At 50.0% G+C, this 16,972-nt stretch carries 19 protein-coding genes and 5 pseudogenes; 6 read left to right on the forward strand and 18 right to left on the reverse strand.

All coding sequences use genetic code 11. From position 1 onward, the window contains the following. A pseudogene (locus tag BGK49_RS29965) lies at positions 1-133 on the forward strand (IS110 family transposase); the annotation flags it as partial. Positions 134-155: 22 nt separating this feature from the next. On the opposite strand, the pseudogene mak reads toward BGK49_RS29965, so the two are convergent. Further along, positions 156-914 (reverse strand): annotated as a pseudogene (gene mak / locus BGK49_RS22795) (fructokinase); the annotation flags it as partial. 124 nt (positions 915-1,038) lie between these two features. Between mak and rdgC the strand changes: the two are divergent. Beyond that, positions 1,039-1,950 (forward strand): recombination-associated protein RdgC, encoded by a 912-nt coding sequence (gene rdgC, locus BGK49_RS22800; protein ID WP_001298537.1) that lies wholly within the window; start codon positions 1,039-1,041, stop codon positions 1,948-1,950. A 77-nt stretch (positions 1,951-2,027) separates the two neighbouring features. On the opposite strand, the gene BGK49_RS29970 is transcribed toward rdgC, so the two are convergent. From BGK49_RS29970 to BGK49_RS22835, 7 genes and pseudogenes are all read right to left on the reverse strand, one after another. Then, entirely contained in the window at positions 2,028-2,111 is an 84-nt protein-coding gene (locus BGK49_RS29970) for a hypothetical protein (RefSeq protein WP_128566910.1), read from the reverse strand. Then, positions 2,108-2,449 (reverse strand): annotated as a pseudogene (locus BGK49_RS22805) (DUF2773 domain-containing protein); the annotation flags it as partial. The gene BGK49_RS29970 and the pseudogene BGK49_RS22805, both read right to left, overlap by 4 nt. Positions 2,450-2,596: 147 nt before the next feature. Then, positions 2,597-2,881 carry a pyrimidine/purine nucleoside phosphorylase gene (ppnP, locus tag BGK49_RS22810; RefSeq protein WP_000941942.1) on the reverse strand — a complete coding sequence of 95 codons (285 nt, stop codon included), beginning with the start codon at positions 2,879-2,881 and terminating at the stop codon, positions 2,597-2,599. Positions 2,882-2,952: 71 nt separating this feature from the next. Beyond that, on the reverse strand, positions 2,953-3,630 hold the full coding sequence (locus tag BGK49_RS22815) for an AroM family protein (protein WP_001276420.1): 678 nt from the start codon (positions 3,628-3,630) through the stop codon (positions 2,953-2,955). A 257-nt stretch (positions 3,631-3,887) separates the two neighbouring features. After that, positions 3,888-4,079, reverse strand: coding sequence for a protein YaiA (gene yaiA, locus BGK49_RS22825; protein ID WP_001142439.1), 192 nt, complete (start codon positions 4,077-4,079; stop codon positions 3,888-3,890). A gap of 49 nt (positions 4,080-4,128) precedes the next feature. Beyond that, on the reverse strand, positions 4,129-4,653 hold the full coding sequence (gene aroL, locus BGK49_RS22830) for a shikimate kinase AroL (RefSeq protein WP_000193394.1): 525 nt from the start codon (positions 4,651-4,653) through the stop codon (positions 4,129-4,131). A gap of 182 nt (positions 4,654-4,835) precedes the next feature. Next, positions 4,836-5,294 carry a YaiI/YqxD family protein gene (locus BGK49_RS22835; RefSeq protein WP_000158159.1) on the reverse strand — a complete coding sequence of 153 codons (459 nt, stop codon included), beginning with the start codon at positions 5,292-5,294 and terminating at the stop codon, positions 4,836-4,838. 119 nt (positions 5,295-5,413) lie between these two features. Here BGK49_RS22835 and proC point away from each other — a divergent pair, with 119 nt between their 5' ends. After that, complete coding sequence (gene proC / locus BGK49_RS22840; RefSeq protein WP_004981133.1) at positions 5,414-6,223, forward strand: pyrroline-5-carboxylate reductase; 810 nt, start codon at positions 5,414-5,416, stop codon at positions 6,221-6,223. A 16-nt stretch (positions 6,224-6,239) separates the two neighbouring features. On the opposite strand, the gene adrA is transcribed toward proC, so the two are convergent. The 5 genes and pseudogenes from adrA to BGK49_RS30575 all read right to left on the reverse strand — a co-directional run bounded on the left by adrA (position 6,240) and on the right by BGK49_RS30575 (position 10,056). After that, positions 6,240-7,355 (reverse strand): diguanylate cyclase AdrA, encoded by a 1,116-nt coding sequence (gene adrA / locus BGK49_RS22845; protein ID WP_000484055.1) that lies wholly within the window; start codon positions 7,353-7,355, stop codon positions 6,240-6,242. A gap of 101 nt (positions 7,356-7,456) precedes the next feature. Further along, positions 7,457-7,777 (reverse strand): phosphate starvation-inducible protein PsiF, encoded by a 321-nt coding sequence (gene psiF, locus BGK49_RS22850; protein WP_005039754.1) that lies wholly within the window; start codon positions 7,775-7,777, stop codon positions 7,457-7,459. Positions 7,778-7,895: 118 nt separating this feature from the next. Further along, positions 7,896-9,311, reverse strand: coding sequence for an alkaline phosphatase (phoA, locus tag BGK49_RS22855; protein WP_005029135.1), 1,416 nt, complete (start codon positions 9,309-9,311; stop codon positions 7,896-7,898). Between the two features lie 100 nt (positions 9,312-9,411). Then, positions 9,412-9,672: an anti-adapter protein IraP gene (iraP, locus tag BGK49_RS22860; RefSeq protein ID WP_000792981.1), complete on the reverse strand. Its 261-nt coding sequence runs from the start codon at positions 9,670-9,672 to the stop codon at positions 9,412-9,414. Between the two features lie 181 nt (positions 9,673-9,853). Further along, a pseudogene (locus BGK49_RS30575) lies at positions 9,854-10,056 on the reverse strand (hypothetical protein). A gap of 77 nt (positions 10,057-10,133) precedes the next feature. On the opposite strand from BGK49_RS30575, the gene ddlA reads away from it, so the two are divergent. Then, positions 10,134-11,228 carry a D-alanine--D-alanine ligase gene (ddlA, locus tag BGK49_RS22870; protein ID WP_000413696.1) on the forward strand — a complete coding sequence of 365 codons (1,095 nt, stop codon included), beginning with the start codon at positions 10,134-10,136 and terminating at the stop codon, positions 11,226-11,228. Positions 11,229-11,251: 23 nt separating this feature from the next. On the opposite strand, the gene BGK49_RS29975 is transcribed toward ddlA, so the two are convergent. Further along, on the reverse strand, positions 11,252-11,464 hold the full coding sequence (locus BGK49_RS29975; protein WP_001295334.1) for a DUF2754 domain-containing protein: 213 nt from the start codon (positions 11,462-11,464) through the stop codon (positions 11,252-11,254). Between the two features lie 259 nt (positions 11,465-11,723). Here BGK49_RS29975 and BGK49_RS22880 point away from each other — a divergent pair, with 259 nt between their 5' ends. Further along, on the forward strand, positions 11,724-12,032 hold the full coding sequence (locus BGK49_RS22880; RefSeq protein WP_000763151.1) for a YaiY family protein: 309 nt from the start codon (positions 11,724-11,726) through the stop codon (positions 12,030-12,032). 58 nt (positions 12,033-12,090) lie between these two features. Here the strand turns inward: BGK49_RS22880 and yaiW are convergent, their stop codons facing one another. Together yaiW and sbmA are read right to left on the reverse strand one after the other, a co-directional pair. Then, positions 12,091-13,185, reverse strand: a complete 1,095-nt coding sequence (gene yaiW, locus BGK49_RS22885) for a surface-exposed outer membrane lipoprotein YaiW (RefSeq protein ID WP_000092035.1) — start codon at positions 13,183-13,185, stop codon at positions 12,091-12,093. A gap of 12 nt (positions 13,186-13,197) precedes the next feature. After that, positions 13,198-14,418, reverse strand: coding sequence for a peptide antibiotic transporter SbmA (gene sbmA / locus BGK49_RS22890; protein WP_004980979.1), 1,221 nt, complete (start codon positions 14,416-14,418; stop codon positions 13,198-13,200). A 351-nt stretch (positions 14,419-14,769) separates the two neighbouring features. Here sbmA and ampH point away from each other — a divergent pair, with 351 nt between their 5' ends. Further along, a complete protein-coding gene (ampH, locus tag BGK49_RS22900) occupies positions 14,770-15,927 on the forward strand; it encodes a D-alanyl-D-alanine-carboxypeptidase/endopeptidase AmpH (RefSeq protein ID WP_000830741.1) in 1,158 nt (385 codons plus the stop codon). Here ampH and iprA read toward each other — a convergent pair whose 3' ends face one another. Together iprA and BGK49_RS22910 are read right to left on the reverse strand one after the other, a co-directional pair. After that, positions 15,928-16,551, reverse strand: coding sequence for a hydrogen peroxide resistance inhibitor IprA (iprA, locus tag BGK49_RS22905; protein WP_005029125.1), 624 nt, complete (start codon positions 16,549-16,551; stop codon positions 15,928-15,930). It lies immediately after the preceding gene. A gap of 131 nt (positions 16,552-16,682) precedes the next feature. Next, positions 16,683-16,972: pseudogene (locus BGK49_RS22910) on the reverse strand (IS1-like element IS1X2 family transposase); the annotation flags it as partial.

Genomic DNA, 16,972 nt, shown 5'->3' on the forward strand with positions numbered 1-16,972 from the left:
GGCTTACTACACCCGCAAAATGAGTCAGGGAAAACGACACAATCAGGCGCTTATCGCCCTGGCGAGACGACGCTGCGACGTTCTGTTCGCCATGATGCGCGACGGGACTTTTTATACCCCGCAGGGGTCATAACATGCTTGACAACTTAATAGGGGCCCCCCCCCAGGACAATCACATCCGGATCGAGAATATTCACGACATGTGCCAGCGATTTTGCCAGCCGCAGCTCGTAGCGACGCAATGCCAGTTCCGCTACCGGATCGCTTTCTTCAACCAGGCGGATAATTTCACTGCCTTTCAGCGCATGTCCGCTCAAACGACGATAATCCATCGCGAATCCCGTGCCCGAAATAAAGGTTTCAATACAACCTTGTTTACCGCAATAACAAGGGACTTCCTCGCGATAACGCAGTTCGTCTTCGTCCATCCACGGTAGCGGATTGTGTCCCCACTCACCTGCCGTGCCATTGCCGCTGATATGCGCCCGCCCATTGAATGCCACGCCCGCGCCGCATCCCGTGCCGATAATCACGGCAAATACCGTCTGCGCTCCCGCTGCCGCGCCATCTACTGCTTCTGAAACCGCCAGACAGTTAGCGTCATTTGCCAGCCGCACTTCCCGCTGCAACCTCGCGCTTAAGTCTTTATCGAATGGCTGACCGTTGAGCCAGGTTGAATTGGCATTCTTCACCACACCGGTGTAAGGCGAAATTGAGCCAGGAATGCCCATACCTACCGTTCCGCGCTGCCCCGTCGCCTGCTCCGCCATATCAACCAACGTGGCGATCGTTTCAATAGTCTGCCGGTAATCATCACGCGGCGTGGGCAGACGATGGCGGTACAACTGCTCCCCTGCATCGCCCAGTGCAATCACTTCAGTTTTGGTGCCGCCTAAATCGATACCTATACGCACGGTACTCTCCTTATTTTTTTCAATATCAATAGCGTAGAGACGGACAACCGGATTGGCAATGCAAGGCCGCCGACAATTCGTTATCATGCCCGCTAAATTTAACAACAAGGCCGTGGAAATTATCATGCTGTGGTTCAAAAATTTAATGGTTTACCGTCTTAGCCGCGAGATTTCGCTGCGTGCAGAAGAGATGGAAAAACAGCTAGCCTCGATGGCATTTACCCCATGCGGCAGCCAGGACATGGCGAAGATGGGCTGGGTTCCTCCGATGGGATCGCACAGCGATGCGTTAACGCACGTTGCCAATGGTCAAATTGTTATCTGCGCGCGCAAAGAAGAAAAAATCCTCCCGTCTCCGGTGATTAAGCAGGCGCTGGAAGCGAAAATCGCCAAACTGGAAGCGGAACAGGCGCGTAAGCTGAAGAAAACCGAAAAAGATTCGCTGAAAGACGAAGTGCTGCACTCTCTGTTGCCGCGTGCTTTCAGCCGTTTTAGCCAGACAATGATGTGGATCGACACGGTTAACGGTTTGATTATGGTGGACTGCGCCAGTGCCAAAAAAGCGGAAGATACGCTGGCACTGCTGCGTAAAAGCCTGGGGTCGTTACCTGTGGTACCATTGAGCATGGAAAACCCGATTGAACTGACGCTGACCGAATGGGTTCGCTCCGGTAGCGCGGCACAGGGCTTCCAGCTGCTTGATGAAGCCGAGCTGAAATCGTTGCTGGAAGATGGCGGCGTGATCCGCGCGAAGAAACAAGATCTGACCAGCGAAGAGATCACCAATCACATCGAAGCCGGAAAAGTGGTGACTAAACTGGCGCTCGACTGGCAGCAGCGCATTCAGTTTGTGATGTGCGACGATGGTTCGCTCAAGCGTCTGAAGTTTTGCGACGAGCTGCGCGATCAAAACGAAGATATCGACCGTGAAGATTTCGCCCAGCGTTTTGATGCCGATTTCATCCTGATGACTGGTGAACTGGCAGCGTTAATTCAAAACCTGATTGAAGGATTAGGTGGCGAAGCACAACGTTAATTGCTGATTTTCCTTTAATGCCGGATGCGACGCCTGCCGCGTCTTATCCGGCGTACGAAGCCACACCAGGGATATAATTATTCGCTACGGCGGACAATAATTTTTAGCGCAGCAATATTATGCGTTTTATGCTGTAACTTGCTCCATGGACGTTGTGTCATTGTTTTTCCTCAAGCCAGTGACGCGCTTCACTGCGAATTTTCCGCATTGCCCCGGTTTTCACTAAATCCCGTAACAGCGAAAGATCGGGTTGTTCGACAAATAAGAGTAATGATGGAGCCTCTTTTAACCACGTCGTTTTCACATCGGCAGCGAGCTGTGGATTATTCATAGCTAGCGACCGATGCCGAGACTCGGTCAATGTCGTTAACAACGACGCCGGGGTATGTGCGTTGCGTAATGCCGTTTGGCGCAAATGATCATTGCGACTTTGCAGCAATGCACGCCACCATTCATCATCTGATTTATCTTTTATCGTAGCCAGTTCCGCAACAATATCTGGAGATCTTCACTGATATTTATATCAACCTTGATGAATTATGAATATATCGGAAATTGAAAAAATCGCAGCAAAGGAAATATTATTATGGGTTAAAGAGAGGATATTTCAGAAAAATGCCCTCCCGTTCAAGGGGAAGGCGAGGAATTACAGATAGCGGCACAGATAAGAGGTGGGTTCGGCAACTTGCAGATGAAACTCACTGTGACCGGGAACATTAAACACCGAACCGGCTTCATACACCTGCCAGTCGGTCGCATCAGGCAGTAACACATTCAGCGCGCCACTGATTACCGTCATCTCTTCCGGCTCAGCGGTGCTGAAGGTGTATTCGCCTTCAACCATAACACCCACGCTGGCGCGACCAGTGCTGCTGCTGGAAAAGCCGATTGATTTCACTTTGCCGGAAAAGTACTCATTACTTTGAAGCATAAACTGGCCCTGTCTGGTAGTTGAACATCTACTTCACTATGGGGGCCAGAGGCGCTGGCTGTCACGCAAAATTACACCAGTAATTCCGCAGCCAGCCGTGCAATCAATACGTTAGACAGCAAGACAGGAACATCGAGCTGTTTTTGCAGTAAATCGCGATGACGTTGGTGAAATCCTAAACAATCCAGCATGATGACATCAGCCCCTTTTGCCAGTAATTCTTTCCCGGCATCAATGATTTTTTGTTCTGAATCATGAATGGGGTTACCCAATGAAAATACCGGCGATTTCTGCAAAATTTGCCATTTTTGCGCCTGAACGGGCAGCATCTCCTCAACCGGAACGATAACCCCCACCTGATGATCTTCAACAATAGAGGAAACCAGTGGAGGCAATATTCGCGACGGCTCAAGAAAGATCGTATTACGCGCAGTCATACTACTAATGTTTGCTGTACTCATTAATAAAATGACGTCATAACCCTGATTATCGAGCACTTCAACCACACCTTGCAGGTCTCGCTCCACTTTACGACGCGAAACATGGGCCAGCTGGTTGTCATTTAATAATGTGAGAATGGTGTCTTCACCTGCTTCTGGCGCGTACTCCGCCATCACTTCTTCACGACTTAACTTCCCCAGCAGGCTATGATGGGAAATATTATCTTCGTCAATGTATTCCGTCAGGAGCGGCAAAACCTCCTGCATAGGTACAATGCCGATGGTCAGGATCGCCAACGACGCACTCATTGTTCATCCACCTTACTTTTCTTTCGTCGTTAATTACCGGGCAAGTGTGAAGCACCACTGCTGACACTTACTTGTGCTACAAATGACAAAAAGCGTAGCAGCAGACGTGCACGGCATAATGTAAAGATTCCAAATGATTCCAGTAATGGATTGTTATTGTTTAATATTCTAATTATTAGAAAAACATGAATTATGAAAAATGTGACGCAGATCCCTTGTAGTGGCACTCAGAATCCCTTCCGAGCAGTCTGATGCGGTCACTCTTTGTCAGGGTCCTCATAGCGTTTTTTCGCATCCATCGCTTCCTGAGCGGTCGGATGTTCACTGATCAACGAGTCTGGTTTAGGATGATCGGCTCTGAGTTGGTACCAGGTTACCGTCTGTCCTGGCTTTCCTTTTTCAATCGTCACTATATATGCTTCACGAGGATAAGGCGGTTTCGTTGGCATCGTTCTTCCTTATTTCACGGAATGAACGTTAAGTATAGGCGCTCTAAAATCAACCATTGATCGTCTGTGCCAGGGCGCTACGAATTTCAGAAATCACCTGGCTGGGTTCGTTTGTTGCGTCGATGATAATATGCGCAACTTCGCGATATAGCGCATCGCGTTCTTCCAGCACTTCCTGAACTTCTTCGCTCAGCGGTTTTCCCGTTAAGGTTGGCCGTAAATCTTCTTCCGGTGCAGCTTGCAGTCGGTTAACCAGGACTGATACTGGCGCACACAAATAAACCACGATCCCGTTATTTTGCATGAAGTGACGATTAAATTCCGTCAGAATAATGCCGCCGCCTGTAGCGATAACGGTGGATGGCGCAGTTACCGCTTCCAGCGCCGCCGTTTCTCTGGCGCGAAATCCCGCCCACTCTTCCCTTTCGACGATCTCCGCGACCGTCATATTGAGCTGTGATTGCAACCACTGATCGGTATCGACAAACCGACGGTTAAGCGAATCGGCAAGGGCCATTCCGACCGTTGTTTTACCACAGCCCCGAGGCCCGATCAGAAAAAGAGGTTGTGTCATCGTGGGTTTTCCCCAATAGGTCGCAATGCGGCGAAAGCCGGTGTCATGAGAATAGCGATCATTCCATCAAACTAGTACAATTTCGATTGTAAAGAAAAAATTCCACTTAAAGTGAAAATCTCAATACATCCCTTACTATACCAATAAATATTCAAGAATGAAGTGTAAATAATAAATTACATTTAGCCACGACTACGTTGCACTTCCAGCCACCACTTCTCCAGCTCCGCGGCAAAGGCCTGGCGGTCACGTTGTGAAAGGCTATCTGGTCCGCCGGTCTGGATCCCACTGGCACGTAAGGTATCCATAAAATCGCGCATCGTCAGGCGCTCACGAATGGTCGCTGGCGTGTAACGTTCTCCGCGCGGATTAAGCGCCGCTGCGCCTTTCTCGATGGCTTCAGCAGCCAAAGGTATATCTGCGGTGATCACCAAATCGCCCGCTTCACACTGCCGGACAATTTCGTTATCGGCAACGTCGAAACCTGCCGCGACGCGCAGCGTACGAATAAATCGCGATGGCGGCACGCGTAAACTCTGGTTTGCTACCAGTACCAGCGGCATCTGCATACGTTCCGCCGCGCGATACAAAATCTCTTTAATTACATTGGGACACGCGTCGGCATCCACCCAAATTGTCATAAAGTCATCCTTTGTTGGGTAATCCTCTATTGTGTCGCGCTTTTGCCTTCCGGCATAGTTCTGTTTATGCTTCTGCCAGCGATTATCAAAACAATGAATTTCACGGCAGGAGTGAGGCAATGGAAAAGAAAATCGGTTTTATTGGCTGCGGCAATATGGGAAAAGCCATTCTCGGCGGTCTGATTGCCAGCGGTCAGGTGCTTCCAGGGCAAATCTGGGTATACACCCCCTCCCCGAATAAAGTCGCCGCCCTGCATGACCAGTTCGGCATCAACGCCGCAGAATCGGCGCAAGAAGTGGCGCAAATCGCCGACATCATTTTTGCTGCCGTTAAACCAGGCATCATGATTAAAGTGCTTAGCGAAATCACCTCCAGCCTGAATAAAGACTCTCTGGTCGTTTCTATTGCTGCAGGTGTCACGCTCGACCAGCTTGCCCGCGCGCTGGGCCATGATCGGAAAATTATCCGCGCCATGCCGAACACTCCCGCGCTGGTTAATGCCGGGATGACCTCCGTAACGCCAAACGCGCTGGTAACCCCAGAAGATACCGCTGATGTGCTGAATATTTTCCGCTGCTTTGGCGAAGCGGAAGTAATTGCTGAGCCGATGATCCACCCGGTAGTCGGTGTGAGCGGTTCTTCGCCAGCCTACGTATTTATGTTTATCGAAGCGATGGCCGACGCCGCCGTGCTGGGCGGGATGCCACGCGCCCAGGCGTATAAATTTGCCGCTCAGGCGGTAATGGGTTCCGCAAAAATGGTGCTGGAAACGGGAGAACATCCGGGGGCACTGAAAGATATGGTCTGCTCACCGGGAGGCACCACCATTGAAGCGGTACGCGTACTGGAAGAGAAAGGCTTCCGTGCCGCAGTGATCGAAGCGATGACGAAGTGTATGGAAAAATCAGAAAAACTCAGCAAATCCTGATGACTTTCGCCGGACGTCAGGCCGCCACTTCGGTGCGGTTACGTCCGGCTTTCTTTGCTTTGTAAAGCGCCAAATCTGCCGATTTCAACCACTCACGATAGTGACTCATTTGTGGGTTCAGCGGCGCAACCCCCACACTAATCCGTAAAGTTACCTGTGGCGTATTCGGCAAGCGTAACGTGTTTAGCCCTTCACGCACCCGTAACATGGCGGTAATGGCGCTCTCAGCTGGCGTACCGGACATGATTACTGCAAACTCATCGCCGCCAAACCGACCAATCACATCGCTACCGCGCAGGGTAATTTGTAACTGTCGGGTAAGCGCCACAATCGCTTCATCGCCCACATCATGACCCCAGGTATCGTTGATGCTCTTGAAATGGTCGATATCGATAATCAGTAACGTTGCATCGCGATTATGCCGCCGACAGTTATCAAATTCATTGCGTAACATAGTTTCCCAATGACGTCGGTTATACACGCCCGTCATGCCGTCGCGGGTACTCATGACCTGCAACCTGCGTTTATGTTCCGCCAGTTTGGTTGCCGTCTGGTAGCTGACCCAGCCAAACAGCAGAGGATAAACGACAATAATGGGAAGGGAGAGCCACCATTCCAGCGGCGCACTATTGAACGACACGGTAATGCCCGTAAGCTCGAGGGTGACAAGGCAGGAAACCACCATCAACACCAGACCCGCGACAAACAGACGGGGGCCGCCTGCCCCCATCAAATTCAGACACATAATCATCAACATAGCGGTGGAAGGCAGCACGTTTACGCCCATTACGCCTACCCACATTCCCGCTAATACTGCATCGGTTTTTAAGTTGTAAATTTCCCGGCTAAGCGGATCGACGGCCCTGCTCGCTATCTGCCAGGCTAAATGCGGCCAGACGAACGCCCAGCCGACCAACACCAGCCACCACCAGCCCGGCGGCGGGTGCGAAACCAGCGTTGAAGCAATCGGTAAGAACATGCCAGCCAGGCCAACCGCACGGGGTAGTCTGACGCGACGGGCGAAGCGCAGCCCGGACCGCTGATGTTCGTTTTGAGGAGTTAAAGGAGGTTCCTCCCCATGCGCCGCCGCTTTTTTGAAAAAGTTTTCATCATTCATTATTTTTGGGAACATTCAGAAACAATTTTCCCAAATTATAGAGACGGGGCTAAAGGCAGAAGTATGAAATTTCGGGTGAGCCACTTTCGTAGCTCACCCGTTAGCACTATCAGGTATCAGGCGGCTTTCTTGAGGCAGGCACTCATAAACTTATTACGATCATCACCTTTCAGAGATTGTTGCGTTGCTTGATTATTACATTCGCGCATCTTTTGCTGCTGTGGCGTCAAACTTTTTTCACCAGGCGCAGACTTGCTGTTCTTCAGGCAACCACTCATGTAGGTCTTACGAGCATCCCCTTTCAACGCCTGCGCCGTCGCCTGCTGATTACAGGAGGTCATACGCTGTTGTTGTGGGGTTAACGTTCTCTCGGCAGCGCCGACTGTGGTTAAAAAAACCAGACCGAAAAGCAAGGTAACCAGTAATGTAATTTTCATAGCACCATCCCTCTTCATGTTTTAACCATGAGCGTATGCGCCCGAGATTTGCCATTAAGTCTGGTTGCTAACAGCAAAAAAACCACCCGGCAGCGAAAATTCACTGCCGGGCGCGGTTTTATTTCAGCCCCAGGGCGGCTTTCATGGTGTAGAAGAGATCGGTCTGGTCGGTCAGTCCAACGACATTGGCGGCATGCGGGCCATACGCCGCAATACGCAACTGACTGCCGGTATGTTCTTGTGAATCCTCTTCGGAGTTCCCGTAGCTCATCACCATCACTGCGCCATCTTTGGTATTTAGCGCCTGGGTGAGGCCCGGAGCTTTGGTATCCGGCGCGACACTCTGGCTGGCGTGGGCGTGATCAGCGGTGACTATGACCAGCGTGTTGCCATCCTTTTTAGCGAATTCCAGCGCCCGTTGTACGGCTTCATCGAGATCGACCGTCTCGCCAATTTGCCCACAAGGATTCGCAGCGTGATCCTGTTTATCGATCGACGCACCTTCAACTTGCAGGAAAAATCCTTTCTCATTTTTACTCAACAATTCAATGGCTTTGTCGGTCATCTGCGCCAGGGTTGGTACACTGTCATTACGTTGCGGATTAGGCGTACAGGTGACTGCGGGCTTATCGATATTGCCGTGGTACGTTGCTTTCGGTCCTAGCCAGCGCACTGGCATATTGCCGTCAGCAAACAGTCCAAGCAGAGGTTTTTGCTGATTCGCTTCCGTCACCGCATTTAGCGAGGCGGCATCGCTGACCAACTGATAACCACGCGCCTGTGCCTGTTCACGCAGCGTTTTTCCCTGCCATTCACCGGCGGTTGCCGTTTCAGCAAAGGTTTTTGCGCCACCGCCAAGCGTAACGTCGGCACGAGCATTAAGCAGCTGTTCGGTAATCGATCCTTTTCCGCCTTTTTCCAGAGCGTTACCCGGACATTTTTCACTGGTCGCGCTCGGACCGTAGCATTTGCGCGAAGTCACATGTGCCACCAGCGCAGCGGGCGTGGCATCCTGCAACTCTGCGGTAGAAACGTTACCGGTCGCCAGACCTGCGGCTTTTGCCATTTCCAGAATCGTTGGGTGATCTTTTTCGTGAATATCGACGCCCAGCGCGCCGTTATAGGTTTTGACACCGGTTGACCAGGCGGTTGCTGATGCAGCCGAATCGGTGACGTAGTCCGGTTTGCCGGTTTTTTTATTCAGCGCATAGTGAGTGTATTGCCCGGTAAGCGGTAAGGCATCGATACCTTTAAAAAAGCCGCCCGCACCTTCGGCATAATTACGTGCGGCTGTAATTTCCGAATCCCCCATCCCATCGCCAATCAGCAAAATAATATTTTTTGCAGGTTTATCGCTAAGAGAATCACGCAGAGCGGCAGTCTGATCACCCGTTAAACGGCGAGCACCGCCGGGTGCAGTAATATCGCCCTGAGCAGCCCGGTTTTCCAGAACAGGCATTTCTGGTGTCCGGGCTTTTGTCACAGGGGTAAACAGTAACGGTAAGAGTGCCAGTGCAATAGTGCTTTGTTTCACTTTATTTTCTCCATGTACAAATACATTAAAAAATAAAAACAAAGCGACTATAAGTCTCGGCCGTGACAACTTTATGACAGCTGTTGAAAAGATTAACTTTTTACTGACGAGGATGCTTCAATAACTTCTTTACATAATTGCGCAGCAGCTCCGTATCGTCGTCAGGAATGCTGGCATCAGGCTTTACCTCGTAAAGAGCCCCCTCCACCTGTTCAATCAAGCGCTGTTGGTCATTTTGTGCCATATTGCGAAGCATTGCAGTGACGATAATCTCCAAAGCTTCTACCTGCGCGCACAGTTCTTTCGACTCTTCTTCTTTTTGGGCAAGCTTTAATAACAACTCAGCAATGAGATTTTTCATGTCTGTATTTCCTTATCCAACGTATGGAGAAGTTAACATTATGTTTCACAACTTCATAGTGTCTGGAAGTATTATTTTTATGACAAAGGAAATACTTTGCGCAAATGTTCTTTGTTTGATTACCAGCGAAACGGTTCTCATATTTAAATAATTAACCACACAAAGAACAGGCCTTTAATTATCAACCTTTATTATAAACAAAAGTTATGAAATATATTCTCTGCGTTTACTTACAACTAAGAGAAAAAACTCACCGCATGGCCATTTAAGCCAGGAATAAATTAGCTTCCCGTTCATCATTTTTGTGATCTCGCGCACATCTTTGTGATAACGCACTTTCTTCACCATTACGTTGCACGCTTTGTCAGCAGAAGATTGCAACATTCTGTCAGAAGGCCGCGAATCCCCCGTTTTGTCGTGGTAATGTATGCACTTTGTGTTAGACGGGATAGGTTTTTAAGATGGAAAAACTGCGGGTAGGAATCGTTTTTGGTGGTAAATCAGCGGAACATGAAGTGTCTCTGCAATCGGCAAAAAACATTGTCGATGCCATTGATAAAAGTCGCTTCGACGTTGTGCTGCTGGGCATTGATAAACAAGGGCAATGGCACGTCAGCGATGCCAGCAATTATCTGCTAAATGCAGACGATCCTGCCCATATTGCGTTGCGCCCTTCGGCGACTAGCCTTGCGCAGGTGCCAAGTAAACATGAGCATCAGCTTATCGACGCGCAAAACGGTCAGCCGTTACCGACGGTGGATGTCATTTTCCCGATTGTCCACGGTACGCTGGGCGAAGATGGTTCCTTGCAGGGAATGCTGCGGGTCGCCAATTTACCGTTTGTAGGTTCTGATGTTCTGGCTTCAGCAGCCTGTATGGATAAAGATGTTACCAAACGTCTGCTGCGCGATGCTGGGCTGAACATTGCGCCATTTATTACCCTGACGCGCGCCAATCGTCACAACATTAGTTTTGCCGAAGTGGAGTCTAAACTGGGGTTACCACTGTTTGTAAAACCGGCTAATCAGGGCTCTTCTGTTGGTGTCAGCAAAGTAACCAGTGAAGAACAGTACGCAATTGCCGTCGATCTGGCGTTCGAATTCGATCATAAAGTGATCGTTGAGCAAGGGATCAAAGGTCGTGAGATTGAATGCGCAGTTCTGGGCAACGACAACCCGCAAGCCAGCACCTGTGGCGAGATCGTACTCACCAGCGACTTCTATGCCTACGACACCAAGTACATTGACGAAGATGGCGCGAAAGTGGTAGTTCCGGCAGCCATTGCGCCAGAAATCAACGATAAGATCCGGGCGATTGCCGTTCAGGCTTATCAAACGTTGGGATGCGCAGGCATGGCGCGTGTAGACGTGTTTTTAACCCCAGAGAACGAAGTGGTGATCAACGAGATCAACACACTGCCTGGCTTCACCAACATCAGTATGTATCCGAAGCTGTGGCAAGCCAGCGGTCTGGGTTACACCGATCTGATCACACGTTTGATTGAGCTGGCGCTGGAGCGTCACGCTGCGGATAACGCATTGAAAACCACAATGTAATATTTTAACGCCCGATAATATTCTTATTGGGCGTTTTCAGTTTCTTCATCGCGACGACGAATAATCAACCCCGCCAGCCAGAAACTAATCACCCACGTCACCAGACCGACGGCATAGGTCTGCCAACCTTTTGCTTCAAATCCCAGTAACCCCACCACGCCATTAAGAATGAATATAAGGCCAATGGCGAACGCATAGTAGTGCCAGTCACGGCGGATTTTTACAGGCAGATTCATGGCAGCTCCGTTAACGAAAAACAACATCCTTGCATATTCTGCAACAACCGTCTGTGGTGTAGACAACATTTTCGTAATTGTTAATAAATTTAACTTAAGGTTGCCATTTTGTGACTCACAACGAATATTCACGCTTCGGGAATATTCCCAACATCAATTTACCATGATTCTGATATTGACAATCTAAATGACCTGTCAGACTTGCCATAAGCCGCTGGTATCACACCAGAAGAGAAGCAGATGACTTCCGGAGGTTTTTATGGCTGATTTCACCCTGTCAAAATCGCTGTTTAGCGGAAAATATCGCAATGCCTCTTCAACGCCTGGCAACATTGCCTATGCGTTGTTTGTGCTGTTTTGCTTTTGGGCTGGGGCGCAATTGCTGAACCTGTTAGTGCATGCGCCCGGCGTCTATGAGCGTTTAATGCAGGTCCAGGAAACAGGTCGCCCACGGGTGGAAATTGGTTTAGGTGTCGGCACCATTTTCGGGCTGATCCCGTTTTTAGTAGGCTGCCTCATTTTTGCAGTGGTGGCGCTATGGCTGCACTGGCGACATCGCCGCCAGTAAGATTTACGTTGCCAGATACGGCCTAAAACGCCTTATCTGGCATGACATTCCTGTTTGATCACTGTTTCATACAACGCGCCCGCCGTTCGTCTACGCGCTTCGCAAACCAGGCCGTAGTCAGGTTGCGGGTGATTTTCGGGCTTTCCAGTTGAATGCCAGGCAACATTTCGCGGGGTAGTGATTTACCCGTTTTCGCTTCGGCAAGTTGATAAACTTTCTTGTACAGCGCCGTCTCCTCAAAAGAGAAGCTGTCACCTTTCTCTAACTGACGGCGAATTTCGCTGTCGCTCATCCCCAGTTTTCCCGCCAGTTTGCGCGTTGCCAGTTCGGTTTTCCCGGGTTCTTTACTGTCGTAACGAATTAAATCACCGTCCAGTGCCAGCTTCACGCCGCTGGCCTTACTGACCGCGTTCTGAAACGCGGCATTACGGCTGGCGTACCAGCCAGCGTTAAAATCAGCAAAGCGGTATATCGGTGCGCTATAGCTGGCGGGATAATTCAGTAAATGGTAAGTACCAAACCACAACCCGCCGCGGCGACTGAAGACTTCCTGACGAACTGTACCGTCCATTTTCCACGGATACCCTTTGGTATGCTGTTCGGCAAAAGCAATGCTGACCTGCATCGGCCCACCGGTGCGCACCGGATTAAGCGAACCAAACAGCGTCTGCCCCATTGGTACCATGCTGATCAGATCGTCAAAAATCGCGCTCAATTGCTTTTCTGTACGCACCGAATCTAACCGTTCGCTATAACTTTTGCCGTTTGGCGATTTGATTTTTAGCGCGGTATGAACCAGAAAAGCAGGAATGTGCATCCGTTCAGCACGACGGTCAATCTCTTGCCAGGCGATCTTGCTTAAGTCCGGAACGGCCGGATCTGCCTGATAATTTGACTCCTGCTGCGCCACCGCCAGCACCGAGCAGACGTTTTCCAGCGTCGGTGCCAGCCCCTGACTTTCAAAGGTGGTGGCGAGATCTTTCGCCCAGGCATCGCGGTCTTTCACGCTCGCAGGCATCTTCTGCCGCACGACGCTCGCTACATCTATCGCTTTTTCGCCCTTTTTCAACGGTTGCGGAGCCTGACTACTACACCCCGCTAAAACCAGAACCGCCAACAATGACAGCGAAGATAGATGATTGACGCGCGACATTACTTCTCCTTTTTAGCTCAAGGTATGGGTTACTTCCTGAATTTTGTCACCATCCAGCTCATGTTCAAAGCTGCGCAGACGTTTGTAGATAGACATCAACTCAACCAGTGTGGTCCATGAGTTAATCAGGTACTGGAAAGCACCGCGAACCTGACCAAAAACGTTGGTAATCTGCGTCATCAGGCCGAGCGTAATCGTACCGGCAACAATTGACGGAAACAGCAAGAACAAACCGAAAACGTTATCGACCTGCAAATAGAGAATGCGGGCGATGTTGAAATACATATAGTGAAAATAGAGGCGAAAATAGTTTTTCCGTACGGCGCTAAACAGCTCGCGTACCGTAGGCGGCGTCGCGCGCGTGGCATCGTCTTCACCATAAACCAGCTCTTTACGGTAGGCGGCCTCTACTCGCTGGTTTTTAAACTCCAGCCCCGGCAGTTTGATCCCTACCACTGCCAGCAATCCGGTCCCCATCAGCGACCAGACGATAGCGGCAATCACCAGACCATACGGAATGTGCCCGATAATCGGCAGCTCCGGCACATGCGCGGAGAGCGTTACCAGCACCGGCAGGAAGGCGACCAACGTCATGATGGCGTTGATAAAACTGACGCCCATATTCTCCAGCGTTGAAGCAAAACGCATGGTGTCTTCCTGCACACGCTGTGCGGCACCTTCGATATGACGCAGTTGTTGCCAGTTCGCCATGTAATATTCGTTCATCGCCGTACGCCAGCGGAACACATAGTGACTGACAAAGAAGTTGTTCAGTACACTGATCACCACCGCGATCAGCGCAATCCCCAGAAAGACGCCCACTTCGCGGTAAAATTGTTCGATAGTGACTTTATGCGGCGAACTTAGCGCGGTTTGAATCAGATCATAGAACGGTGCATACCAGGCGTTGACGGCGACCCCGACTTCCACCAAAAACCAGGTGACGAAGATGATCAGTGCAGTACCGAGTATTGACCAGTATTGCCAACGGTGCGGGCTGTAGATAAACCAGAAAAATGCAAAAAGTCCTACGCAAACAATGTAGTAAGCGTAAAAAATCAGGAAATCCAACGACCAGAAACGCGCGGCGCTAATCGGGATCTGCCCGGAAGCGCCGGTGATACGCGCCACCCAGTCTCCCCCACCGGCTTGCCAGAAGATAACGGCAATCAATGCCCAAACAAAGGCCGAGAGAAAAAACGCTCCCGGCTTTGGGAAAAAAGACTTAAACATATGCACTCCTGCTAACTTCTTATCGTTTTAACAACTGCTGTGTATTAACCGCATGACCACTACAAAGCGTCAGCCAAATGAAACCGCCCATTGTGACCCATAGCAAGGCGCTTAGTTCGCCAGCCTGACCATAAGAATTGTTTCGACGGATTTCACAAACCAAAGATTGTTTACATAAGCGGATTAACACGCGCAGGATCACAAATGCAGGCATTGGTGAGCAGGAAAAAGCTCGTGTTTACGCGCCGTTACGTTTTTAACACTATTATTGCACTAATTCGCCCTTTGCAATCCATCAATGAGTAGTATAAATACGCTCAGTTACCTTCATTCAATCTATGGACACCACCGTTGAAACGTAGTCTGCTTTTTTCTGCCGTGCTGTGTGCGGCGTCATTGACCTCCGTCCATGCGGCGCAGCCGATCACTGAACCGGAGTTTGCCTCTGATATTGTCGATCGTTATGCCGATCATATTTTTTACGGCAGCGGTGCCACGGGGATGGCGCTGGTTGTTATCGACGGTAACCAGCGCGTCTTTCGCAGTTATGGCGAAACGCGACCTGGTAATAACGTTCGCCCGCAGCTCGATTCGGTCGTGCGTATTGCTTCCCTCACCAAGCTAATGACCAGTGAAATGCTGGTGAAATTGCTCGACCAGGGGACCGTGAAGTTAAACGATCCGCTAAGTAAATATGCTCCGCCAGGCGCACGCGTGCCAACCTACAATGGGACGCCCATTACCCTAGTGAATCTGGCAACCCATACCAGCGCCCTGCCCCGTGAACAGCCCGGTGGCGCGGCACATCGTCCGGTGTTTGTCTGGCCAACGCGCGAGCAACGCTGGAAATACCTTTCTACGGCGAAGCTGAAAGCCGCGCCAGGCAGTCAGGCGGCGTACTCTAACCTTGCGTTCGACCTGCTGGCAGATGCACTGGCGAATGCGTCCGGCAAGCCTTATACCCAGTTGTTTGAAGAGCAGATTACCCGTCCATTGGGGATGAAAGACACCACCTACACCCCCTCACCGGATCAGTGCCGCCGTTTAATGGTTGCTGAGCGCGGTGCCAGTCCGTGCAATAACACGCTGGCGGCAATTGGCAGCGGCGGCGTCTATTCCACGCCTGGCGATATGATGCGCTGGATGCAGCAGTATTTATCATCTGATTTTTATCAGCGCAGTAACCAGGCAGATCGCATGCAGACGTTGATTTATCAGCGCGCGCAGTTTACCAAAGTGATTGGCATGGATGTTCCCGGCAAAGCGGATGCGCTTGGTTTAGGCTGGGTATATATGGCCCCGAAAGAGGGTCGTCCGGGGATTATTCAGAAGACAGGCGGTGGTGGCGGTTTCATTACCTATATGGCGATGATCCCGCAGAAGAATATTGGCGCGTTTGTGGTGGTCACTCGTTCGCCGTTGACGCGCTTTAAAAATATGAGCGATGGCATCAATGATCTGGTGACCGAGCTAAGCGGGAATAAACCGTTGGTTATCCCTGCATCCTGATTAATACTCTGAAGGCAAACGGTTGATAGCGACCAGTTTGCCTTTATTCATTTCGATATAGCCGCCTTTACGCAAAGCAGCGAGAACTTCTGCGACGACAGAACGCGATATGCGTGTACGTTGATGGATATAATTCATCACACCAATACGTGATCGCAATTCTTCATTCCAGTCAATCATTGATAATAATGTTGCGCGGATTTGTTCGTAGGAATTATGCCCAATGAGCTGCACGTCGCGTAATTCCAGAATTCTATTTTGCCAGGCTAACCAGTAAAAAGCGTCTCGCCAGAGTTGATTTTGTTCAATAAGCGTAATGGTTTGTTTGGCTGGTAGATGATATCCCGTACAATTTCCTTCTGATATTAATTTGTATGGTATATCGTTTTTCATTAAACCATCAGCCAGCCCCATAATATAAGAAGCCTGGGTAATACCGATAAGTACGTTTTCTTCTCTACGCAGAGAGATAACGCCCTCTAAAATAACGAAAGTATCTTCGCTATTGACATCACTGGAAAATATAACTTGCTTTTCATTATTAAACTCGAAGCGCGTACCGTATCTGGACAAACATTTATCGAGCTTACCAAATTCCTGAAGAGGTTTAACTACAGATAACATTTGCGCGTCCTTTGCAGTAATGCCCGTCAAATCCTTGACGGGCATTATTTAGATTAAATTACCAGAATTTCTTCGGAGTGAAGAATATTACCAAGTATATTTAACACCCACGTTCGGGTAATGCTGCCAACTTACTGATAGTGTTTTATGTTCAGATAATGCCCGATGACCTTGTCATGCAGCTCCACCGATTTTGAGAACGACAGTGACTTCCGTCCCAGCCTTGCCAGATGTTGTCTCAGATTCAGATTATGTCGCTCAATGCGCTGAGTGTAACGCTTGCTGATAACGTGCAGCTTTCCCTTCAGGCGTGATTCATACAGCGGCCAGCCATCCGTCATCCATACCACGACCTCAAAGGCCGACAGCAGGCTCAGAAGACGCTCCAGTGTGGCCAGAGTGCGTTCACCGAAGACGTGCG

Origin of the sequence: Shigella sp. FC1544 (assembly GCF_001722145.1) — a bacterium.
Lineage (GTDB): Bacteria > Pseudomonadota > Gammaproteobacteria > Enterobacterales > Enterobacteriaceae > Escherichia > Escherichia coli.